Raw genomic sequence first — 20,930 nt, 5'->3', positions numbered from 1 at the left:
CCCCCAGAGGCACGGCTCACGCGGTGGCGTACGTCACAGAGCGTTACATCTCACACGGCAGCCCCGCGCCGCCCCGCGCGCCGCAGGAGGTGTCACAGCACTGGTGAGACAGCGATACTGCTGCACATGACGACCGACACCACCGAGGGGCCCACCCTCACGATCGACGAGCTGGCCGCGCGGGCGGGTGTGACGGTCCGCACGGTGCGGTTCTACGGCACCAAGGGGCTGCTGCCGCCCCCGGTGATCGGTCCGCGCAGAGTGGGGCACTACGGGCGAGAGCATCTGGGCCGGCTGGCGCTCATCGAGGAGTTGCAGCAGCAGGGCATGACGCTGGCGGCCATCGAGCGGTATCTGCACCAGCTGCCACCCGATCTGGACGCCCATGACCTCGCCATTCACCGGGCCGTGGTGGCCTCCTGGGCGCCGGAGGCCGTGGCGACGGTGACGCGGGCGGAGCTGGAGCAGCGGGCGGGGCGGGTGCTCGGCGACGACGACGTGGAGCGGCTGGCCGCGATGGGCGTGGTCGAGGCAGGTGACAGGGACCGGGAGGGAGACGGAGGCGCAGACGGGTCCGGCTACTACCGCGTCGATCTCGGGCTGCTGCGGCTGGGCGTGGGACTGCTGGACGTACCGCTGTCGCAGGAGGCGATCCTCGCGGCGCGCAAGGTCCTCATCGAGCACTCACGTGCCGCCGCGCACGAGTTGTCGCAGCTCTTCCGCGGGGAGGTGTCGGAGCGTGCGGCGCAGGACGTGAAGTCGCTGTCCGCCTCCATGCACCCCGTGGTGGTGCAGGCCCTGTTGACGGCCTTTCAGCGCTCGTTGAGGGAGGAACTGACGCAGTGGCTCGGCGACGTGCCGGGCGAAGACATCTCGGAGGAACGCGGATCCGCCTGACACGTTCAGGGTCTGCGTCTTCGCCCAGTGGCCGGCGACCGAGCCGACTGATCGCCCGCCCTCAGCCTGACCGTGTCCGCGTCAGCGCCCGGGCCGCCGCACACACCCCGGCGCCGACCTCGGCCTCCTCCAGGTTGACGCCGTAGCCGCGGGCCCGGGTCAGGGGGAGGAACACCTTGCCGGTCGCGGTGCAGTGGGCGGGCAGGCGGCCGCCGGTGCGGGAGACGATCGGGGTGGCGCGGCGGCCTGTGACCTTCAGGTACGGCAGTGCGGCGTCGCACAGTTCGCGCTCGGACGGCGCCGACCGGCCAGGGATGCAGAGACCGGGCCCAATGCGGTGGGCGCCCTCGGGTGTGCGCTCGGCAGGGCCGGCGCGCAGGGGCCGGCGTCACGCTCGTAGGGGTACGTCGACGAGGAGCGGCCGGGTCAACTCCCCCGCCCCGGAGACCAGTTCCCGCAAGTGGGTCGCGCTCCGAGCCCGTACCGCGTCGACGCCGAAGAAGCCCGCGGCCTGGGTGAAGTCCAGTGGGCCCAGTTCGGTGCCCGGGCAGACGCCCTGGCCGCCCATCGACGCGTAGGTGTCCTGGACGGTGCGGTAGGCGCCGTTGCTCATCACCACGAACAGGACGGGGGCGGCCTGCCGGGCGGCGCTCCACAGGCCCTGCAGGCCGAACAGCGTGCAGCCGTCGCCCAGGACGGCGACCACCGGCCGGCCGGGTTCGGCGAGCGCGCGGCCGACGGCGGCGCCGATGCCCCAGCCGAGGCCGCCACCGACGGTGTGGGTGTAGCTGCCGGGGCGGTCGAGGCGGACGAGGCGGCGTAACAACAGGCCGACGGTGATGGCCTCTTCGACGACCACGGCGTCGGGCGGCAGCCCCCGGGCCACGGCGTGGGCGGCGGCCCACGGAGCGAGCGGGGCTTCGGAGTAGGCGGTGCGGGCCGCGGACTCGGCGCGGTCGCGCTCGGCGGCGTGCCGTTCGCCCGCGCGCAGGATGCGGGACTTGGCGGTGTGGTCGGGGACGCGGTCGCGGAGCAGTTCGGCGAGGCGGTGCAGGGAGGGGGCGAGGGAGCCGACGAGTCCGGTGTCGGCGGGGAAGTTGCGGCCGATCTCGTCCGGGTCGGAGTCCAGTTGTACGACGGTGAGTCCGGGCGGCAGGGCGGGGCCGGGGGTGTAGTGGTGCGGGGTGAAGGCGTGGGCGCCGGCGATCAGCACGGTGTCGTACGCGGCGAGCGCGGCGCGGATGGCGTCGTGGCGCGGGGGCAGCATCCCGGCGTGGAGGGGGTGCGCGGTCGGGAAGTTCAGGCAGTCGGCCATCGGTTGGTGGTGGACGGTGGCGCCCCAGGCCTCCGCGGTGCGTACGAGTGCGCCGAGGGCGTCCTCGCGGCCCACGCCGTCACCGGCGACGATCGCGGGGCGGGTGGAGTCGCCGAGCAGGAGGGCGGCGCGTTCCAGGCCCGGGGCCGGTCCCGGTGCGGGTGTGGGGGTGCGGGGCGGGACCTCGATCTCGGTGTCCTCGGCGAGGAGATCCGTGGGGACGGAGAGGAACACGGGCCCCGCGGGCGGCCGTACGGCGAGCGCGAAGGCGCGGCGCAGGGCGAGCGGGAGGTCTCGGGCGTGCTGGACGTCGAACGTCGCCTTCACCGCGGGGGCCGCGAGGCCCGTAAGGTCGCCCGAGAGCATCGGGTCCTGCTGGAGGTGGCGGCGGTCCTGCTGGCCGGCCGTCACCACGAGGGGGGTGCGGGAGCGGCGGGCGTTGAGCAGGCCGATCAGGCCGTTGGCGAGGCCGGCCGCGATGTGCAGGCTCACGAAGGCGGGGCGGCCGGTGCCGCGGGCGTAGCCGTCGGCCATGGAGACGACGGCGCCCTCGTGGATGCCGAGGACGTATTCGGGGGCGTCGTCGGCCTCCGAGAGCGCTGCCAGGAAGGGCAGTTCGGTGGTTCCCGGGTTGCCGAAGACGCGGTCCACGCCCTCGCCGCGCAGGATGTCCAGGAGGGCGAGGGCAGGGCGGGATCCCATGAGGGCTCCTCCGGGGGACGGGGACCGTGCTACGGGTGTGCCCGTCAGCGTGGGTGACCTCGCCCCGCGAAGGCAAGAGTGGCGTCTCGGTCAGCGGAACAGGGGTGGGGGGAGGGCTCGGAAGGGCTGATTTCAGCCCTTCCGGCGTTTGAGGGCGAGGCCCGTTCAGGGCCACCCGGCCTCACGCGTCCTCGAACCGCTCCCCCTTCTCCGCCTTCTCCACCAGCAGCGCCGGCGGCGTGAAGCGGTCCCCGTACCGCTCGGCGAGTTCACGCGCGCGTGCCACGAAGCCGGGGCCGCCGCCCTCGTAGCCGTTGATGTACTGCAGGACGCCGCCCGTCCAGCCGGGGAAGCCGATGCCGAAGATGGAGCCGATGTTGGCGTCGGCGACGGACGTCAGGACGCCCTCCTCCAGGAGCCGGACCGTGTCCAGCGCCTCGGAGAACAGCATGCGTTCCTGCATGTCCCGGAAGGGGATCTCGGCACCCTCGCGTGTGAAGTGCTCGCGCAGGCCCGGCCACAAAGCCGTCCGCTTGCCGTCGGCGTCATAGTCGTAGAAGCCGGCGCCTGCGCTGCGTCCCGTGCGGTCGAACTCGTCGACCATGCGGTCGATGACGGCCTCGGCGGGGTGGGACGTCCAGGTGCCGCCCGCCTCCTCCACGGCCCGCTTGGACTCGCCCCGGATCTTGCGCGGCAGCGTGAGCGTCAGTTCGTCCATCAGGGAGAGGACCTTGGCGGGGTAGCCCGCCTGGGCCGCCGCCTGTTCGACCGACGCGGGCTCGATGCCCTCGCCGACCATCGCCACGCCCTCGTTGATGAAGTGGCCGATGACGCGGGAGGTGAAGAAGCCGCGGGAGTCGTTGACGACGATCGGTGTCTTGTTGATCTGGCGGACCAGGTCGAAGGCGCGGGCCAGCGCCTCCTCCCCCGTACGCTCGCCCTTGATGATCTCGACCAGCGGCATCTTGTCGACGGGCGAGAAGAAGTGCAGTCCGATGAAGTCGGCCTGACGCTCGACGCCCTCGGCCAGCGCGGTGATCGGCAGCGTGGAGGTGTTGGAGCACAGCAGCGCGTCCGGCGCGACGATGTCCTGGATCTCCTGGAAGACCTTGTGCTTGAGCTCCGGGTTCTCGAACACGGCCTCGATGACCGCGTCACAGCCGGCCACGCCCTGGGGGTCGGCCGTCGGCGTGATGCGCGCCAGCAGCGCGTCGGCCTTCTCCTGCGCCGTACGGCCCCTGGAGACCGCCTTCGCGCACAGCTTCTCCGAGTAGGCCTTGCCCTTGACCGCGGCTTCGAGCGACACGTCCTTCAGGACCACCTCGATGCCGGCGCGGGCGCACGAGTAGGCGATGCCCGCACCCATCATCCCGGCCCCCAGGACGGCGACCTTGCGGACCTGGCGCGGCTCGACGCCCTTGGGGCGGTTGGCGCCGGAGTTGACGGCCTGGAGGTCGAAGAAGAACGCCTGGATCATGTTCTTGGACGTCTGGCCCGCCGCCAGCTCCACGAAGTAGCGGGCCTCGATGACCTGTGCCGTCTCGAAGTCGACCTGCGAGCCCTCGACGGCGGCCGCGAGGATGTTGCGTGGGGCCGGGTAGGGGGCGCCGTTCGTCTGCTTGCGCAGGTTGGCCGGGAAGGCGGGCAGGTTCGCCGCGAACTTGGGGTTGGCGGGCGTACCGCCGGGGATCCTGTAGCCCGGCTTGTCCCAGGGCTGCTGTGATTCGGGGTTGGCCTCGATGAAGGCGCGGGCCTTGGCGAGCAGTTCCTCCTGGGTGGCGGCCACGTCGTCGATCAGGCCGTTCTGCAGGGCGCGCTGCGGGTTGTACTGGGTGCCCTGGAGCAGGACCTTCAGCAGCGCGTCGGCGATGCCGAGGAGGCGGACGGTGCGTGCGACGCCGCCACCGCCCGGCAGCAGGCCGAGGGTGACCTCGGGGCAGCCGATCTTGGAGCCGGGCGCGTCGAGGGCGATGCGGTGGTGGCAGGCGAGCGCGATCTCGTAACCGCCGCCCAGGGCCGCACCGTTCATCGCGGCGACGACCGGCTTGCCCAGGGTCTCGATGCGCCGCAGGTGGCGCTTGATCTCCATGCCGCCGTCGAAGAGGTCCTGCGCGGTCTCGGGGGTGACCCGGATCAGGTCGCGCAGGTCGCCGCCGGCGAAGAAGGTCTTCTTGGCGGAGGTGATGATGACACCGCGGATGGTGTCCTTCTCGGCCTCCAGGCGGTCGGTGATCACCGCGAGCGAGTCGCGGAACGCCTGGTTCATGGTGTTCGCGGACTGGTTGGGGTCGTCGAGGACGAGGGTGACGACGCCGGTACGGTCCTGTTCCCAGCGGATGGTGGTGCTCTGTGTCATGACGGGGGTCTCCGTAGAAGCCGTTGAAGTCTCTTGGTGTGCCGCCGATTCCGCTGGGAAATCAGATGCGCTCGACGATCGTGGCGATGCCCATGCCGCCGCCGACGCACAGCGTGGCGAGGCCGTACCGCTTGTCCTGGCGCTCCAGTTCGTCGACGAGCGAGCCGAGGATCATCGCGCCGGTCGCGCCGAGCGGGTGGCCGAGGGCGATCGCGCCGCCGTTGACGTTGACCTTGTCCAGGGTGAGGCCCATGTCCCGCACGAAGCGCAGCACGACGGCGGCGAAGGCCTCGTTGATCTCGACGAGGTCGATGTCGTCGACGGTCAGCCCGGCCTTGGCGAGCGCCTTGCGGGTGGCGGGCGCGGGGCCGGTGAGCATGATGGTGGGCTCGGAGCCGGAGACGGCGGCGGAGACGATCCGCGCGCGGGGCGTGAGTCCGTAGCGCTCGCCGACCTCCTTGGTGCCGATGGCGACCAGCGAGGCGCCGTCGACGATGCCGGAGGAGTTGCCCGCGTGGTGGACGTGGTCGATCTTCTCGACCCAGTGGTACTTCTGCAGCGCCACGGCGTCGAAGCCGCCCAGGTCGCCGATGTCCGCGAAGGACGGCTTCAGCTTGGCGAGGGAGTCGGCGGTCGTGCCCGGGCGCAGGTGTTCGTCGTGGTCGAGGACGACGAGGCCGCTGCGGTCCTTGACCGGGACGACCGAGCGGTCGAAGCGGCCCTCCTTCCAGGCCGTCGCCGCCCGCTCCTGGGACAGGGCCGCGTACTCGTCGACGTCGCGGCGCGAGAAGCCCTCGATGGTGGCGATCAGGTCGGCGCCGATGCCCTGTGGCACGAAGTTGACGGCGAGGTTGGTCATCGGGTCGTTGAACCAGGCGCCGCCGTCCGAGGCCATCGGCACCCGGGACATGGACTCCACACCGCCTGCGAGGACGAGGTCCTCGAAGCCCGAACGGACCTTGGCGGCGGCCATGTTCACGGCCTCCAGACCCGACGCACAGAAGCGGTTCTCCTGCACGCCCGCGACGGTGTCCGGCAGCCCGGCGGCGATCGCGGCGATACGGGCGATGTCCGAGCCCTGGTCGCCGACCGGGCCGACGACACCCAGCACGATGTCGTCGATCGCGGCCGGGTCCAGGCCGGGGAAGCGGTCGCGGAGCTCGTGGATCAGGCCTACGACCAGGTCGATGGGCTTGGTGCCGTGCAGGGCGCCGTTCGCCTTGCCGCGGCCGCGCGGGGTGCGGATCGCGTCGTACACGTACGCTTCGGTGCTCACTGGTAAGCCTTTCGGGGTGAGGGTCAGCCCAGCAGGGAACGGCCGATGATCTCCTTCATGATCTCGGTGGTCCCGCCGTAGATGGTCTGGATGCGGCCGTCCGTGAAGGCCCGGGCGATGGGGTACTCGGTCATGTAGCCGTAGCCGCCGTGCAGTTGGAGACAGCGGTCGGTGACCCGCTTCTGCAGCTCGGTCGCCCACCACTTGGCCATGGAGGCGTGCACGGCGTCGAGCTCGCCGCTGTCGTGGTCCTCTATGCAGCGGTCGAGGAAGGTGCGGGTGACGGCGCACTCGGTGGCCATCTCGGCTATCTCGAAGCGGATGTGCTGCTTGGTGGCGAGCGGCCGGCCGAAGGCCTCGCGCTCCTTGACGTACTCGGTGGTGATCTCCAGCAGGTGCTCGGCGGCGGCGATCGCGGAGACCGCGATGCTCAGGCGCTCCTGGGCGAGGTTCGTCATCAGGTGGACGAAGGCGCCGTTGAGCTCGCCGAGGAGGTTCTCCTTGGGCACGCGCACGTCGTGGAAGAACAGCTCGGCCGTGTCCTGCGCCTTCTGGCCGATCTTGTCGAGGTTGCGGCCGCGCTCGAAGCCGTCCATGCCGCGCTCGACGACGAGCAGCGACAGTCCGCGCGCGCCGCCCTCGGGGGTCGTCTTCGCGACGACGACGACCAGGTCGGCGAGGATGCCGTTGGAGATGAACGTCTTGGACCCGTTCAGCACCCAGTGGTCGCCGCGGTCCTCGGCGTGGGTGCGGATGCCCTGGAGGTCGGAGCCGGCGCCGGGCTCGGTCATGGCGATGGCCGTGATCAGCGAGCCGTCGCAGAAGCCGGGCAGCCAGCGCCGCTTCTGCTCCTCGGTGGCGAGCGAGGTGAGGTAGGGGCCGATGATGTCGTTGTGCAGGCCGAGGGCGATTCCGGGCGCGCCCGCGCGGGTGAACTCCTCGGCGAGTACGGCGCTGTAGCGGAAGTCGGGGGTGCCGCCGCCTCCGTACTCCTCGGGGACGGCGAATCCGAGCAGGCCCTGCTTTCCGGCCGCGCGCCAGGCGTCGCGGGAGACGATGCCGTCCTTCTCCCACTGCTCGTAGTGCGGCAGCACCTCCCTGGCCAGGAAGGCACGCACGGTCGCGCGGAACGCGTCGTGCTCGGGAGCGAAGATCCGCCGCTTCATTCGAGGCCCTTCGTCAGTTCGGGTACGTCCCAGTCGCGGGCCACCTCCGCGGTGTCGGCGCCCGGTTGCGCGGGGCCCGTGCGGACGGTGGTGGGGGTCGCGGAGAAGCGGGGTGCCGGGGCCGGCTGGGTGATGCCGCCGTGGTCGGTGAAGGTGCCGCGGGCGGCGAGGTGGGGGTGGTGCGGGGCCTCGCGCAGGGACAGGACGGGCTCCACACAGGCGTCGGAGCCCTCGAAGACGGCCGTCCACTCGTCCCTCGTACGGGACTTGAAGCGGGCCGCGACCGCCTCGCGCAGTTCGCCCCAGCGGGACCAGTCCTTGCGGGCGGAGGCGAAGTCCGTGAGGCCGAGCAGCTCCAGGAACTCTGCGTAGAACTGGGGTTCCAGGGCGCCGACCGCCATGTGCTTCCCGTCGGCCGTCTCGTAGGTGCCGTAGTAGGGGCAGCCGCCGTCCAGGAGGTTGGCGCCGCGCCGGTCCTGCCAGCCGCCTGCGGCGAGCATGCCGTGGATCATCGCGGCGAGGTGGGAGGTGCCGTCCACGATGGCGGCGTCGACGACCTGGCCGGTGCCGGTCGCGCGCGCGTGGTGGAGGGCGGCCAGGACGCCGACGACGAGGTAGAGGGAGCCGCCCGCGTAGTCGCCGACCAGGTTGGCGGGGACGGCCGGTGGTTCGTCGGGGCTGCCGATCATGCCGAGGGTGCCGGTGAGCGCGATGTACGCGATGTCGTGCCCGGCACGGTGGGCGAGCGGCCCCTCCTGGCCCCAGCCGGTCATGCGGCCGTAGACGAGCGCCGGGTTGCGGGCGTGGCAGGCCTCGGGGCCGACACCGAGGCGCTCGGCGACGCCGGGGCGGTTGCCCTCGATGAGGATGTCGGCGCGGGCGGCGAGGTCGAGGACGCGGGCGGGGCCGTCGGGGGACTTCAGGTCGACGATCACCGAGCGCTTGTTGCGGTTGGTGATGTCGTACTCGGTGTCGATGGCGAGGCCCGTGCCGCCGGGCCGGTCCACGCGGACCACGTCGGCGCCCAGGTCGGCGAGGAGCATGGCGGCGAACGGGCCGGGCCCGATCCCGGCCAGCTCGACCACGCGCACGCCGGTGAGCGGGCCGTGCCCCGGCGTCGTTGCCTTTGTCATCCAGCCCCCATCGACGTGACACAACTGATGTAACACCAGTGATGTTAGGAATGTGTCCCAGCGGACACAAGACCTGAGAGAGCAAGCGCTTAGCCAATTTACCGGCCAGTCACCGTCCGTCGAGCTCCGCTGTCAGCCGCTTCGGCGCGATCACCCGGTAGCTCTCCTCCACCCAGTCGCACAGCAGCTCCGCCGCCGGGGCGCCCTTCTGCTCGAGCGGGATGCTCACCCAGCCCGACTTGCCCAGGCCGTACCCGGCGGGCTCGGCGCCCGGGCAGGTCAGGGCGTGGGCGTGGGCCGATTCGTCCTTGAGCTTGACCGTTATGCCGAGCGGATGGCTGCCGTCGTCGACGCCCAGGAAGACGAACACCTTCTTGTTGACCTTCGCGACCGCCTCACCCCAGGGGAACTCCTCGACGGCGCCCGGCATCCCGAGGGCGAACGCGCGCACTTTCTCCCACTTCTTCAGGGCATTCCCGGGCACGGCCACCGCCTACCTCCCAGCCTCGTCGTCGGGCTCCGCACTCCTCACGCTAGCCTCGGCCACCGACAACGGCGCGTGCTGCGAGACCGAGGGGTGTCATGACCAGGCTGAACAGGACGGATCGTCCGTACGACATCGTGCTCTTCGGGGCCACGGGCTTCGTCGGGACACTCACCGCGGAGTACCTCGCCGCGCACGCGCCCGACGGGCTGCGCTGGGCGATCGCCGGCCGCAGCAAGGAGAAGCTGGAGCGGCTGCGCGAGTCGCTGCCCGGCGGCGCGGGGATCGGGGCGCTGGAGGCGGACGTCGCCGATCCGGCCTCGATGCGCCGTCTCGCCGAGCACGCGCGCGTGGTGGCCACGACGGTGGGTCCCTATGTGACGTACGGCGAGGACATCGTCGCTGCCTGCGCGGACACCGGCGCCGACTATCTCGACCTGTCGGGTGAGCCGGAGTTCGTGGATCGGACCTACGTCCGGCACGACGCACGCGCGCGTGAGACGGGCGCGAGGCTGGTGCACGCCTGTGGCTTCGACTCGATCCCGCACGACCTGGGCGCGTACTTCACCGTCCAGCAGCTGCCGGAGGGCGTGCCCCTGGCGGTGGACGGGTTCGTGACCGCCGACGCCGCCTTCTCGGGCGGTACGTTCGCGTCGGCGCTCAACCAGTTCTCGCGCGGACGCCAGATGCTGACCGCCGCACGCGACCGCGCCCGCCACGAGCCGCGGCTGATGGGGCGCCGGGCGCTGGCGCCGACGGGTGCGCCCCGGTTCGCCAAGGAGGTCGGCGCCTGGGCTGTGCCGCTGCCGACGATCGACCCGCAGATCGTCAAGCGGTCCGCGCGGGCCCTCGAGCGCTACGGCCCCGACTTCCGCTACCGCCACTACGCCGCCGTACGGCACCTGCCCATCGCCGTCGGCGGGGTCGCCGCGATGGGCGCGCTCGTCACGGCCGCCCAACTACCGCCCGCCCGGCGCTGGTTGTCCGACCGGCTGAAGCCCGGCGAGGGGCCGGGCCCCGAGAAGCGCGCGAAGAGCTGGTTCTCGGTCCGCTTCGTCGGCGAGGGGGGTGGCCGGCGCGTCTTCACCGAGGTGGCGGGCGGCGACCCCGGATACGGCGAGACGGCGAAGATGTTCGCCGAGTCGGCCCTGTCCCTCGCCTTCGACGACCTGCCGCCCACGGCCGGCCAGGTCACGACCGCGGTCGCGATGGGGGACGCGCTGATCGAGCGGCTGCGCACGGCGGGGATCACGTTCCGGGTGGCCGCGACCAGGTGAAGCCGCCCGGGGCTGGCCGGATCGGGCAGCGGCTGACGCCCGCTCGGCGTGTGCGCGACGGACTTCGGGGCGCCGCTCGGCCTCGACGGGAAGATCTGCTCGCTGTCCCTGTCCGCAGCCCCGGCCCACTGCAGGAATCCCTGCACCCCACCGTCGGCACAGCCAGGGCCGGCATCGGCCTGCGGTGCGGGGTGGTGGCGGTGGCCGGCCGGAACGCCATCGAGGTCCGGCGGGGCATCGCGAGGCATGGCTACCGGCTGCGGCTCGCCGGGGCGGCGTACGCCCGCTACCGAAGCGGACACGCCTGGTACCGCAGCGAACCCGGCAGCCACCACGACCAGGCGCCCGACCCGGCGCGCGACCTCGGCGGCCAGGTGCCCAGGGCCGCGGCGAGCCGGGCACGTGAGGCGGGCGACGCGGCCGGCCGGGCCGCCGACTTCCCGCCCGGGGCATCCGGGTGCCGCCGGTGCGTATCCCGTACTCGATCGCGTCCTCGCCGGTCGGCCCCGTACTGCCGGTCCTCGCGGACGTCGAGAACCGGCTCGTCGCCCTGCGGGCGGGATGTGCAGGCGACAGGCGACGGCACCTCCGTCAGGGTGACGGCGTCGGGGTTCCGAGGCGGCGCCGAAGGAAGGGCTCCTGGGACAGGACGGCGCCCGCGCTGAGGCCGATCGCGACGGCCACACACACGACGATCAGCCAGGACAGCAGGACGAAGACCGAACCCGCCGAACCGTAGTCGGCCAGCGCCCGGTTGAGCGCCCGCGGCATGTAGAAGTGCGCGGTCACGGACAGGCCGCTGACCGCGACCGCCGTGATGACGGCCCCTGGCAGGAGGGGTTTCCAGCGCACGCCCCCGCCCAGCAGCAGGTGCTGGGTCCACCACCACATGACCGCCTGCATGACCAGGATGACCGGGAATCCCCACCCCGCCCCCAGACCGAACCCGTTGTGCAGCAGCCCTTGCACGACCAGTGCGCCGAGCCACAGGACGATCCACGCCACCCACCTCCACGGAGCCACCTTCACCCCTGTCCGGGGCAGCTGCCAGGCCCGTCTGCACAGCCGCTGCACCGCGCGGCTCACCGCGGTGGCCGACAGCAGCACCATCAGCCCGCCCACCAAGCCCGTCGCCTGGCGCAGATCGTCAGTCGGGGGCTCGAACGCCTGCTCCACCTGGGCCTTCGTCTGCCCGGTCAGCCCGAAGACGGCACTGATCGACGCGGTGACCTGGTCCTGTACCGCCGTCGGCGCGTAGGCACTCACCACGAACAGCAACGGCACGGCGGTCAGGAAGCACTGCGCCGCGATACGGGTGGCGGAGTCGAAGATGTTCACCGAGACCATGCGGTCCACGAGTCCTGTGACCACCGGAAAACGGGTCTCCACGCGCGCGTGGAACGCCTTCTGCCAGGCAGTCAGATCCCTGACACGGCCACGCCACCACGACGGGCGCAGCACGGAGCGGATCCGCCGCCGGTCGCCGCTTCCGCGTCTCACCCCGTCGGGCCGACTCGGTGGCTTGCCCACGTTGCCGACGGCATCGCTGCGGAAGTCTCCATCGAGCCGCTCCTTCCCACCTCCAGAGTGCGCGACGAATCGGGCCGCGGCACGCCGCCGCAGCAGGGGCGCGGGGGCCTGCCGTCAAGAGATGCGGCGGATCACGGCCGTGCCTACGCTCGACCCGTACGTTGCCTGAGGGGATCGCCCCATGGTCTTCGACCTGCTGCTCATCGCCCTCGCCATCGCGCTCGACCCCCTGCCCCTCATGGCGTTCGTCCTGGTGGTGGCATCGGCCAAAGGCATACGAACCGGGCTCACCTTCATCTCGGGGTGGACGGCGTGTCTCGTCGCGGTGATCGCTCTGGTCCTGACGCTGACCGGCGGGCAGCCTCCGGCACCGAGGTCACCTCCGTCGACGGTGCACCTCGTGGCCAAGCTCGTGGTCGGACTGTCGCTGGTCGCGTACGGCCTCCACCGGCACTGGCGGCCCGTCCACGACCGCACGCCGAGCTCCGCGAAGGGACGCCACCACGGCTCGGGCGGAGCCGATGCGTCCGCCGACGTCGCCTCGCCGCCGCACGGCACGTCGTCCTCCCTCACCTCGCGGATGGAGCGCGGCTCGATCTGGCCGGCGGCGGGACTCGCCGTCCTGCTCCAGCCGTGGGGACTGGTCGCCGCGGGCGCGGTGACCGTGGTCGAAGCCGACACCTCCCAGGTCACGACCTGGCTGGTGCTGGTCGCGTTCTGCGTCCTCGCGACCGCCGGTCTGCTCACCGCCGAGCTGTACGTGGTGCTCCGGCCGGCGTCGGCCCAACACCGGCTGCTGGGACTGCGCACCTGGATGGCGGACCACGCGCAACAGGCGATTGTGCTAGGCAGCATCGCGATCGGCCTGTGGCTGACGGGAAGGAGCGTGTACGAGCTGGCCGGTTGACGCCCCGGCGCACCGCGTGGCGAGGCGCGCGCCTGGATGCGCGGGGGGATGTCGGCCGCGGGGACCTCCACACGCCACTGTGAGCCGAGGTCGAGGTGCACATCCGGGCGGGGGCACCTACCCGCCGTCCCTCTACCTGTTCCTGGTCTACCTGTTCCTGGTCTACCTACGGCCGCCGGCCCGAGGCGCGCGGCCCGCCGCCCCGCGCGCCGATCCCGGACCCTCGGCTTAGTCTGATCCAGGGGCATTCGGGTGAATCGCACACCGAAAGGGCGGCCCCGATGGACGACTACCCCCTGATCGAGAACCACGGCCTCCTCGGCGATCTGCAGACGGCGGCGCTGGTGACGACGGACGGCAGCGTCGACTGGTTCTGCGCTCCGAGATTCGACTCGCCCAGTGTGTTCGGCGCGCTGCTGGACAAGGACAAGGGCGGGCACTGCACGGTCCGGCCGATGCACCACGCGTACGCGACCAAGCAGTTGTACCTGCCCGACACGGCGATCCTGGTCACCCGGTTCATGACCGAGGCGGGCGCCGGCGAGGTGATCGACTTCATGCCGGTGACCGGGACGACGGTCACGGAGAGTCACCGCCTGGTGAGGATGGTCCGCTGCGTGCGCGGCAGGATGACGTTCGAGGCGGAGATAGCCCCGAGGTTCGACTACGGGCGGCAGGCGCACCGTTTGCACATCAGCACGCACGGGGCGGTGTTCGCCGCGCAGGACGGCTCGGAGCTCACCGTGCACCCCATCCGGGAACCGGACGACGAGCGGTTGCTGGACGTGCTCGCCGACCGGCGCGACGCCCTGCACTTCACGCTGACCCTGGAGGCCGGCCAGGAGCGGGGGCTGGCCCTGGAGTGGGCCGCCGAGGGGTCGCCCAGGGAGATGCGACTGGCCGAGTACCAGGAACTGTTCGACGAGACGGTGCGGTTCTGGCGCAGCTGGCTGCACCAGTCGCGCTACACGGGACGCTGGCGCGAAACCGTGGAGCGCTCCGCGATCACGCTGAAGCTGATGACCTTCGCGCCCACCGGCGCCGTGGTGGCCGCCCCGACGGCGGCGCTTCCCGAACAACTGGGCGGAGAGCGCAACTGGGACTACCGCTTCACCTGGATCCGCGACGCCTCCTTCTCGGTCTACGCCCTGCTGGGGCTGGGCTTCACCGACGAGGCGAGAGCGTTCATCCAGTGGCTTTCCGACCGGGTCAGGGAGCGCGCCGGAAGGGACGGTGACACCGGCCCGCTGAACATCATGTACAAAGTGGACGGCTCCTCCGACCTGGGCGAACAGATCTTCGACCACTGGGAGGGCTACGCGGGTTCCGCGCCGGTGCGGATCGGCAACGGCGCCGCCACGCAACTCCAGCTGGACATCTACGGCGAGGCGCTGGACAGCATCTACTTCGCGCACCGGCACGGCCTCCAGGTGGGGCACCGCGGTTGGAACGCGCTGCTGACGAACCTCGACTGGCTGGTCGACCACTGGGACCAGGCGGAGGAGGGCCTGTGGGAGACCCGCGGCGGCCGGGAGGACTTCACCTACGGCCGTGTCATGTCCTGGGTGGCCTTCGACCGCGCCCTGCGGCTCGCCGAGTCGAACGGCCGCCCGGCCGGCGCCGAACGGTGGCGCCGCGCACGGGACGCCTGCTACGAGCAAGTCATGGCCAAGGGGTGGAGCGAGGGACGTCAGGCCTTCGTCCAGCACTACGGCAGCGATGTCCTGGACTCCTCGCTGCTGCGCATGTCGACGGTCGGGTTCATCACCCCGCAGGACCCGATGTGGACGTCGACCCTCGGCACCATGGAACAGGAACTGGTCAGCGACAGCCTGGTCTACCGGTACAACCCCGAGGCCTCGCCCGACGGCCTGCGCGGCTCGGAAGGCACGTTCTCGCTGTGCACCTTCATGTACGTCGACGCCCTGGCGCGCGCGGGACGGACCGACAAGGCGCGGCTGGTGCTGGAGAAGATGATGGGCTACGCGAACCATCTCGGCCTGTACTCGGAGGAGATCGACCCGACGGGCCGTCAACTGGGCAACTTCCCCCAGGCGTTCACGCATCTCGCCCTGATCGACGCGGCGATCACTCTCAACGCCGCTCTCGACCGCACCTAGTCCGGTTCGGGCGCAGGGCCCAGGAGCACGCGCGCGCCCGTCCCGCCGTACGACGAACAGCGTCTCGCAGCCCGGCGGATACGGGGCGGAGGCGGGCTGTACATGGAACCGCGCGCCGCGCTCATGGCGGGCCGCGAGGTGTCGGGCGGTGGGCCGACCCGGTAAGTTCCCCGGCGGCCGGCTCGCACCGGAACGAGCGAAATTGGCGTCACTGTCGCCGAGACGGAGGTGAGCAGCGGGCCGATGATCAGCTGGACCAGCGTCTCGAAGAACGGCCGTCGCACGGGCATGTCGAATCCGGGCAGGTTCGCGGCGATCAGCCCGGTGTCGTCGTACAGCACGCCACGGCCGCCGGCACGCCGAACACCGCCGGCCCCAGGGCCATGACCCCCACACCCCAGGTGAGCACCGTCCGGAACACCAGGAGCCAGTCCGCTCCGACGAGTTGGTCGGGGTGGACTACGTCCGATCAGGGCCATGCCCAGGGGCTCAGCCCTCGTCACTGGCACTGCTCCGCAGATCGGCGTCGGTGAGTCCCTCCAGTTCCCCGTGGGTGTCCAGCCAGTAGAGCAGGACGACCGCGGGCGTGATCAGCGCTACGGCGACCAGGGTGACCAGGCCCAGCCAGCGCAGCGTGGTGTGCGCGCCCGCCGCCTCGGCGACGGTCAGGGAGGCCGGGACGAGGTAGGGGCGCTGTGCCATGCCCCAGGCGATGACGGCGGACGCCACCACGCCGACCGCGGTGACGCGGGACCAGGCGCCGGAGGGGCGGATCAGCAGCCAGGCGGTGGCGAGGGTGCTCAGGGCCGCAACGACCACGAAGGCCAGTCCCGCACCGTGCGTCAGCCCGTGCCACACGTGCTGGGCGTCCTCGTGTGTGACGGCCAGCGTGGTCAGGGCAAGGGCGGAGACGAAGCCCAGGGCAGCCAGGGCCCGCCGCCGGAAGTAGCCGTCCAGATCCGGCGCGTCGAAGCGCCGCGCGTCCGCGGCGAGGAACACCGCACCGAGCAGGGCGGTAACCGCCACGGCGAGCAGACCGAACAGCACGGGGGTGGGATGGGCCCAGGCATGCGTCGCGGGCTGCGCGTCCGCGGTCACCCGGCCGGACGCCACTCCGCCGGCCGCGGCGCCGAGGAAGAACGGCGTCAGCAGGGAGGAGACGGCGAACACCGCGCCGTACAGGCGCCGGCCGGCCGGCCGCCGGGCGGGCTTGCGCAGCGCGAACCCCGCGCCGCGCAGCACGATGCCCACGGCGGCCAGCGCGAGCGGCAGCCACATCGACTGGAACAGCTGCTGGAAGAGGACGGGAAAGCCCGTCCACATGATGACGAGGACGAAGATCAGCCAGACGTTGTTGACCTCCCACACGGGAGCCATCGCGTGGTCGATCAGCCACCGGGGCCGCTTGCCGCGCTCCGCTCCGCCGGCGGTCAGGTCCCAGAAGCCGGCTCCGTAGTCGGTGCCGCCGGCGCAGGCGTAGGCGGCGATCGCGAGCAGCAGGACGACGGCGATGACGTCGGCGATCATGGCCGGTCCTCCACGGCCGGGCGGCGCGGCCCGTAAGGCGTGTCCGTCTCGGGTGTCTCCGCCGGTGTCCCGGCCCCGTCCGGAGTCCTGTCCTCCTCGTCGGCGAGCCGCCAGCGGGTGCGCATCCGCAGCAGGATCACGAGGAACGAACCGAAGATGAACACGTAGACCACGACGACCAGGCCGAACATGAGCCACAGCGTCGTGGACCGGGTCGCGGTGACGGCCTCGGCAACCCTCATGTTCTCGTAGACGATCCACGGCTGGCGGCCCACTTCGGTGGTGATCCAGCCGCACTCGACCGCGACGACGGAGGCGACGCCGGCCACGGCGGCGCACCGGTAGAACCACGGTGAGGCGGGCAGTCGGCGGCGGCGGAGCCACACCAGGGCGTACCACAGGGCAAGCAGCACGAGCAGGCTGCCGATGCCGACCATGATGTCGAAGGCCCAGTGGGCGATGGTCGCCTGGGTGGCGTTCGGCCGGGCGTCCGCGGGGACGGAGGTCAGCCCGGTCACCCGGGTGTCCGGCTTGAAGCCGGCGAGGATGGAGTCGAGCTGTGGGATCTTGAGGCCGCCGGAGATGCTCCCGTCCGGATGCAGCCGGCCGAACAGGTACTCCGGCACATGGGTGTCGGTCTTCCAGACGATCTCCATGGCGGCGAACTTCACCGGCTGCTTGTGGAAGACCTCCCGGGCGATGGAGTCGCCCAGCACGAACTGCACCGGCGTGAACACCGCGGCGACCGTGAAGGGGATGGTGAAACCGAGCCGGTGATAGCGGTCCCGGCGGCCGCGCAGCCGGCCGACGGCGTAGACCCCGGCCACGACGTAGCCGGCCGTGACGAGCATCGCCACGACGAAGTGCCAGTACTGCGGGCCGAACATGGGCGTGAAGATCGCCTTCCAGATCTTCACGTCGACGGGGTCGCCGGCGGAGTCGAGGGAGAAGCCGCGCGGGGTGTTCATCCAGGAGTTGGCGGCCAGGATCCCGAAGGCGCCGAGCAGGGCCGCGGCGGGCAGCGGCAGGGCGAGCAGGAAGTGGGTGCGGGCGGGCAGCCGTCGCCAGCCGTACAGGTAGATGGCGATGAGCACGGCCTCCAGGAAGAAGGCCCATGCCTCGACGCCGAACCCGATGCCGAAGACGTCGCCCCATCGGCCCATCAGGCCCGGCCAGAGCAGTCCGAACTCGAAGGACAGCACGGTGCCGGTGACCACCCCGATCGCGAACTGGACGGCCATGACCGCCGACCAGCGGCGCGCCAGCAGCAGGGCCGTCCGGTCACCGCGGCGCAGTCCGTACCCGTGCAGGATGAGGGTGATCAGCGGCAGTGCCACGCCCAGGGGCACCAGGATGATGTGGGACGCCAGGGTGAAGGCCATCAGGGATCTGGCCGGCAGCAACTGCGCCGGCGCGTCGGCCAGCACCTGCAGGGTGGTGTGCATCCGGGTTCCGTCCGGGGCCGTTGTGCGTGTGGTGTCAGCCGCCGGTGGCGAATCCGGGGAAGAGGGTCATCCCGCCGTCCACGAAGAGCGTGGTGCCCACCACGTAGTCCATGAGGTCGGAGGCGAGGGCCACGGCCGCGCGCGCGATGTCCTCCGGGTCGCCGACGCGGTCGTAGGGAATCAGCTTGAGGAGGTCCTCGCGGGCCTCGGGCGTGTCCCAGGCGCTGCGGTTGATGGGGGTCTGGACGGCGCCCGGGGCGATGGCGTTCACGCGGACCTTCTTCGGCGCGAGTTCCTGGGCGAGCGTCTCCATCATCATCTGTACGCCGCCCTTGGACGAGGCGTAGTTGACGTGCCCGGCCCACGGAATGACCTGGTGCACGGAGCTCATGCAGATGATTTTTCCGGCCGCCCGCGACACCTCGGGGACGACACCGCGCCGCAGGAACTCCTTGGCTGCCTCCCGGGCACACAGGAACTGCCCGGTGAGGTTCACGTCGAGGACCTTCTGCCACTGGGCCAGCGTCATCTCGGTGAACGCGGCGTCGCGCTGGAGACCCGCGTTGGCCACCAGGATGTCGAGGGTGCCGAACTCCTCGACCGTCCGGTTGACCATGGCGACGACCTGGCCCTCGTCGGAGACGTCCGCCTCGTGGGCCACCGCCCGCACCCCGAGGGACTTGATCTCCTCGACCACCTTCTCGGCTTCCTCACGGCCGGCCACGTAGTTCACGACGACATCCGCCCCGGCCCGTCCCATGGCCACGGCCGTCGCTTTGCCGATACCGGAGTTCGCGCCGGTGACCAGGGCCTTCTGTCCCTTGAGCAGCTGGTCGGGGATCATGTCGCGGGACGCGCCCTCGGGGGAACTCACGATGACTGTCTCCTGCACTGCGAGGCCGAATCGCCCGGGCCGTGGCCCGGAGGTCGGCGCCACCCAATCACCGGGGGCGAACGGCGGAGCGCGGCACGAGCCGGAGTTGCGCCGACCGGCGGAGGATCTTCCCCCGCTCGAAGGCGGGCCCCCGACCGCGGTCGAGCCAACCGCTCCGCGAGGTGCTCGCCCACCCACGGGGCGTTGGCCACGTGCGTCGGCCGCTGCCGCACAGGGCTCTAGAGCGGCCAGCCCGCGATGGTGTAGATCATCCCGACGATCCAACCGAGCCCGGCCAGCGTGGCGAGGACGAGCGCGGCCGTCACGGCACGCTCGACGGGGCGGTTCGGGTCGGCAAGGGGCTTCGGGGCACGGTGCGTCGTCATGCGCCCCAGCCTGCCGATCCCGGTGGGCGGGTCACATCCGTACGGGTACTCAGTCGGCGTACTCAGTCCACCAGGGCGCGGGCAGCGAGCAGCAAGTCAAAGCGTCGGGAGGCCGGTCGCCTCCTTCAGTGCCTGTCGGCACAAGGAGTCCGCGCGGCGTGTCGTCTCCGGGAGTCGGAACTCGGGGGTCAGGGCGAGGGTGTGGGCGCAGGCGTTGGTGAGGCTCACGCGGTGGCCGACCGAGACGAAGACCGGTTTGACGGCGTCCCGGGTGCGCAGGGCGCGGCCGATCTCCTCCTCGCCCGCCATGAGCGGCGCGGACGATCCGCGTTGGGGGGCGGGATCGTCGTAGCTGAAGGTGAAGGGGTTCTTGGCCACGCCGATCGTCGGCAGGCCGGTGAGGACGCCGAGGTGGCTGGCGAGGCCGAAGCGGCGGGGGTGGGCGAGCCCGTAGCCGTCGCAGACGACCGTGCCGGGCTCGCAGGGCAGGGCGTCGAGGGCGGCCAGCACCGTGGGGATCTCGCGGAAGGCAAGCAGGCCGGGGACGTACGGGAAGGAGATCCGGCCGACGGCCGTGGCCTCGGCGACGACGTCGAGGCTCGCCGCGTCCAGGACGACCGCGGCTGCGGCGACCACGTCCCGCTCGTCGTCGTAGGCCACGTCGACCCCGGTCACCCGCCCGGCTCCGGGCGGTGGCCCCGGCTCGTCGAGGACCACCCGCTCCCGCAGCTCGTCCTGGACGGCGCGGGCCTCTTCCTCGGTCGCGGGCCAGCCCGCGGGAATGCGTACGGTCGTCATGGTGGGGACGAGCGTACGGGGCCCGGGGCGGCCGCGACGGGCTCGGGGGTACGCTCGTGATCATGTTCGTACTCGAGCTGACCTACACCGCCCCGCTCGATGCCGTCGACGCCGTGCTGGAGGCCCATGTGGCGTGGCTCGACGAGCAGTACGAGAAGGGGACGTTCCTCGCGTCCGGGCGCAAGAACCCCCGCGACGGCGGGGTGATCCTCGCCGTCGCGGGGGACCGGGCGCTGATCGAGGAGATCGCCGCGACCGACCCGTTCGTCGGCGCCGGCGTCTGCGCGTACCGCATCACCGAGTTCGCCGCCACGAAGACGGCGCCGGAACTCGAGCGCTACCGCGAGACGCCCGGCTGAGCCTCACTTGTTGCCCAGCGCCTGCTTGAGCTGGGTCTTGTTCATGTCCGAACGCCCGTGGATGTTGCGCCTCTTGGCCTCCTCGTACAGCTGGTCGTACGTGGGGCCCTGGGAACCCTTGCCCGACCGCTGGCCGCCCCGCTTGCCCGAGGACATGTCCTGAGTGGACGTACGGCTGGCGGACTTGGACTCGCCGGACCGTGCGCGCTCCTTGTTCACCGTTCGCGCCGCGATCTCCTTGGCGCGCGAGGCGCTCTCGCCCCGGTCCTGGGCGCTCTCCTTGATGTGCTCGTACTGGCGTTCCCGCTTGGGGCTCGAACCGCGTGGCATGTCGGGTCACTCCTCTCGCAGTCGGCGCCCGAGTACCCACTTTCCGGC

Annotated in this window: 20 protein-coding genes; 5 read left to right on the top strand and 15 right to left on the bottom strand. The window is 71.6% G+C overall.

The genetic code is table 11. The annotated features are described in order from the left end of the window. Positions 1–126 precede the first annotated feature (126 nt). On the top strand, positions 127–897 hold the full coding sequence (locus PBV52_RS42175) for a MerR family transcriptional regulator (RefSeq protein ID WP_274246317.1): 771 nt from the start codon (positions 127–129) through the stop codon (positions 895–897). Positions 898–1,285: 388 nt separating this feature from the next. Here the strand turns inward: PBV52_RS42175 and PBV52_RS42170 are convergent, their stop codons facing one another. The 6 genes from PBV52_RS42170 to PBV52_RS42145 form a co-directional block, all read right to left on the bottom strand. After that, positions 1,286–2,914, bottom strand: coding sequence for a thiamine pyrophosphate-binding protein (locus tag PBV52_RS42170; RefSeq protein ID WP_274246315.1), 1,629 nt, complete (start codon positions 2,912–2,914; stop codon positions 1,286–1,288). Between the two features lie 181 nt (positions 2,915–3,095). After that, a complete protein-coding gene (locus PBV52_RS42165) occupies positions 3,096–5,270 on the bottom strand; it encodes a 3-hydroxyacyl-CoA dehydrogenase NAD-binding domain-containing protein (RefSeq protein WP_274246313.1) in 2,175 nt (724 codons plus the stop codon). A gap of 61 nt (positions 5,271–5,331) precedes the next feature. Then, a complete protein-coding gene (locus PBV52_RS42160; protein WP_274246312.1) occupies positions 5,332–6,546 on the bottom strand; it encodes an acetyl-CoA C-acetyltransferase in 1,215 nt (404 codons plus the stop codon). A gap of 23 nt (positions 6,547–6,569) precedes the next feature. Beyond that, positions 6,570–7,712, bottom strand: a complete 1,143-nt coding sequence (locus PBV52_RS42155; RefSeq protein ID WP_274246310.1) for an acyl-CoA dehydrogenase family protein — start codon at positions 7,710–7,712, stop codon at positions 6,570–6,572. Next, the gene (locus PBV52_RS42150) at positions 7,709–8,845 is read right to left on the bottom strand and encodes a CaiB/BaiF CoA-transferase family protein (RefSeq protein WP_274246308.1); all 1,137 of its coding nucleotides are present in this window, start codon (positions 8,843–8,845) and stop codon (positions 7,709–7,711) included. Before PBV52_RS42150 ends, PBV52_RS42155 begins: the two co-directional genes overlap by 4 nt. A gap of 109 nt (positions 8,846–8,954) precedes the next feature. Then, a complete protein-coding gene (locus PBV52_RS42145) occupies positions 8,955–9,335 on the bottom strand; it encodes an MmcQ/YjbR family DNA-binding protein (RefSeq protein ID WP_274246307.1) in 381 nt (126 codons plus the stop codon). A gap of 92 nt (positions 9,336–9,427) precedes the next feature. On the opposite strand from PBV52_RS42145, the gene PBV52_RS42140 reads away from it, so the two are divergent. Beyond that, positions 9,428–10,606 (top strand): trans-acting enoyl reductase family protein, encoded by a 1,179-nt coding sequence (locus PBV52_RS42140; protein WP_274246305.1) that lies wholly within the window; start codon positions 9,428–9,430, stop codon positions 10,604–10,606. Positions 10,607–10,892: 286 nt separating this feature from the next. Here the strand turns inward: PBV52_RS42140 and PBV52_RS42135 are convergent, their stop codons facing one another. Next, positions 10,893–11,192, bottom strand: a complete 300-nt coding sequence (locus PBV52_RS42135) for a hypothetical protein (RefSeq protein WP_274246303.1) — start codon at positions 11,190–11,192, stop codon at positions 10,893–10,895. A 5-nt stretch (positions 11,193–11,197) separates the two neighbouring features. After that, a complete protein-coding gene (locus PBV52_RS42130) occupies positions 11,198–12,106 on the bottom strand; it encodes a YhjD/YihY/BrkB family envelope integrity protein (protein ID WP_274246302.1) in 909 nt (302 codons plus the stop codon). A gap of 211 nt (positions 12,107–12,317) precedes the next feature. On the opposite strand from PBV52_RS42130, the gene PBV52_RS42125 reads away from it, so the two are divergent. Beyond that, entirely contained in the window at positions 12,318–13,043 is a 726-nt protein-coding gene (locus PBV52_RS42125) for a GAP family protein (protein WP_274246300.1), read from the top strand. A 281-nt stretch (positions 13,044–13,324) separates the two neighbouring features. Continuing rightward, complete coding sequence (locus tag PBV52_RS42120) at positions 13,325–15,163, top strand: glycoside hydrolase family 15 protein (protein WP_274246297.1); 1,839 nt, start codon at positions 13,325–13,327, stop codon at positions 15,161–15,163. On the opposite strand, the gene PBV52_RS42115 is transcribed toward PBV52_RS42120, so the two are convergent. From PBV52_RS42115 to PBV52_RS42090, 6 genes are all read right to left on the bottom strand, one after another. After that, the gene (locus PBV52_RS42115; protein ID WP_274250029.1) at positions 15,160–15,504 is read right to left on the bottom strand and encodes a hypothetical protein; all 345 of its coding nucleotides are present in this window, start codon (positions 15,502–15,504) and stop codon (positions 15,160–15,162) included. The genes PBV52_RS42120 and PBV52_RS42115 overlap by 4 nt on opposite strands. Positions 15,505–15,652: 148 nt before the next feature. Then, complete coding sequence (locus PBV52_RS42110; protein WP_274246295.1) at positions 15,653–16,690, bottom strand: cytochrome d ubiquinol oxidase subunit II; 1,038 nt, start codon at positions 16,688–16,690, stop codon at positions 15,653–15,655. Further along, positions 16,687–18,135 carry a cytochrome ubiquinol oxidase subunit I gene (locus PBV52_RS42105; protein WP_274246293.1) on the bottom strand — a complete coding sequence of 483 codons (1,449 nt, stop codon included), beginning with the start codon at positions 18,133–18,135 and terminating at the stop codon, positions 16,687–16,689. The genes PBV52_RS42110 and PBV52_RS42105 overlap by 4 nt, the downstream gene beginning before the upstream one ends. Positions 18,136–18,169: 34 nt before the next feature. Then, the gene (locus PBV52_RS42100; RefSeq protein ID WP_274249911.1) at positions 18,170–18,979 is read right to left on the bottom strand and encodes an SDR family oxidoreductase; all 810 of its coding nucleotides are present in this window, start codon (positions 18,977–18,979) and stop codon (positions 18,170–18,172) included. A 269-nt stretch (positions 18,980–19,248) separates the two neighbouring features. Further along, positions 19,249–19,395 carry a morphogenic membrane protein MmpA gene (gene mmpA, locus PBV52_RS42095; protein ID WP_199921395.1) on the bottom strand — a complete coding sequence of 49 codons (147 nt, stop codon included), beginning with the start codon at positions 19,393–19,395 and terminating at the stop codon, positions 19,249–19,251. Between the two features lie 96 nt (positions 19,396–19,491). Continuing rightward, the gene (locus PBV52_RS42090) at positions 19,492–20,193 is read right to left on the bottom strand and encodes an endonuclease V (protein WP_274246291.1); all 702 of its coding nucleotides are present in this window, start codon (positions 20,191–20,193) and stop codon (positions 19,492–19,494) included. Between the two features lie 62 nt (positions 20,194–20,255). On the opposite strand from PBV52_RS42090, the gene PBV52_RS42085 reads away from it, so the two are divergent. Beyond that, complete coding sequence (locus PBV52_RS42085) at positions 20,256–20,552, top strand: YciI family protein (protein ID WP_274246289.1); 297 nt, start codon at positions 20,256–20,258, stop codon at positions 20,550–20,552. Between the two features lie 3 nt (positions 20,553–20,555). Here PBV52_RS42085 and PBV52_RS42080 read toward each other — a convergent pair whose 3' ends face one another. Then, positions 20,556–20,882: a plasmid stabilization protein gene (locus tag PBV52_RS42080; protein WP_274246287.1), complete on the bottom strand. Its 327-nt coding sequence runs from the start codon at positions 20,880–20,882 to the stop codon at positions 20,556–20,558. Positions 20,883–20,930: the final 48 nt, after the last annotated feature.

The organism is Streptomyces sp. T12 (genome assembly GCF_028736035.1).
Lineage (GTDB): Bacteria > Actinomycetota > Actinomycetes > Streptomycetales > Streptomycetaceae > Streptomyces.
The sequence above is the reverse complement of the archived record's forward strand: the minus strand, read 5'-3'. Positions and strand labels throughout refer to the sequence as shown.

What these genes read in the sequence shown, in the direction of transcription:
- PBV52_RS42085 (WP_274246289.1), top strand. Translation starts at nt 20,256, where the DNA reads ATGTTCGTACTCGAGCTGACCTACACCGCCCCGCTCGATGCCGTCGAC.
- PBV52_RS42140 (WP_274246305.1), top strand. Translation starts at nt 9,428, where the DNA reads ATGACCAGGCTGAACAGGACGGATCGTCCGTACGACATCGTGCTCTTC.
- PBV52_RS42090 (WP_274246291.1), bottom strand. Translation starts at nt 20,193, where the DNA reads ATGACGACCGTACGCATTCCCGCGGGCTGGCCCGCGACCGAGGAAGAG.
- PBV52_RS42150 (WP_274246308.1), bottom strand. Translation starts at nt 8,845, where the DNA reads ATGACAAAGGCAACGACGCCGGGGCACGGCCCGCTCACCGGCGTGCGC.
- PBV52_RS42155 (WP_274246310.1), bottom strand. Translation starts at nt 7,712, where the DNA reads ATGAAGCGGCGGATCTTCGCTCCCGAGCACGACGCGTTCCGCGCGACC.
- PBV52_RS42125 (WP_274246300.1), top strand. Translation starts at nt 12,318, where the DNA reads ATGGTCTTCGACCTGCTGCTCATCGCCCTCGCCATCGCGCTCGACCCC.
- PBV52_RS42100 (WP_274249911.1), bottom strand. Translation starts at nt 18,979, where the DNA reads ATGATCCCCGACCAGCTGCTCAAGGGACAGAAGGCCCTGGTCACCGGC.
- mmpA (WP_199921395.1), bottom strand. Translation starts at nt 19,395, where the DNA reads ATGACGACGCACCGTGCCCCGAAGCCCCTTGCCGACCCGAACCGCCCC.
- PBV52_RS42080 (WP_274246287.1), bottom strand. Translation starts at nt 20,882, where the DNA reads ATGCCACGCGGTTCGAGCCCCAAGCGGGAACGCCAGTACGAGCACATC.
- PBV52_RS42170 (WP_274246315.1), bottom strand. Translation starts at nt 2,914, where the DNA reads ATGGGATCCCGCCCTGCCCTCGCCCTCCTGGACATCCTGCGCGGCGAG.
- PBV52_RS42165 (WP_274246313.1), bottom strand. Translation starts at nt 5,270, where the DNA reads ATGACACAGAGCACCACCATCCGCTGGGAACAGGACCGTACCGGCGTC.
- PBV52_RS42120 (WP_274246297.1), top strand. Translation starts at nt 13,325, where the DNA reads ATGGACGACTACCCCCTGATCGAGAACCACGGCCTCCTCGGCGATCTG.
- PBV52_RS42105 (WP_274246293.1), bottom strand. Translation starts at nt 18,135, where the DNA reads ATGCACACCACCCTGCAGGTGCTGGCCGACGCGCCGGCGCAGTTGCTG.
- PBV52_RS42110 (WP_274246295.1), bottom strand. Translation starts at nt 16,690, where the DNA reads ATGATCGCCGACGTCATCGCCGTCGTCCTGCTGCTCGCGATCGCCGCC.
- PBV52_RS42175 (WP_274246317.1), top strand. Translation starts at nt 127, where the DNA reads ATGACGACCGACACCACCGAGGGGCCCACCCTCACGATCGACGAGCTG.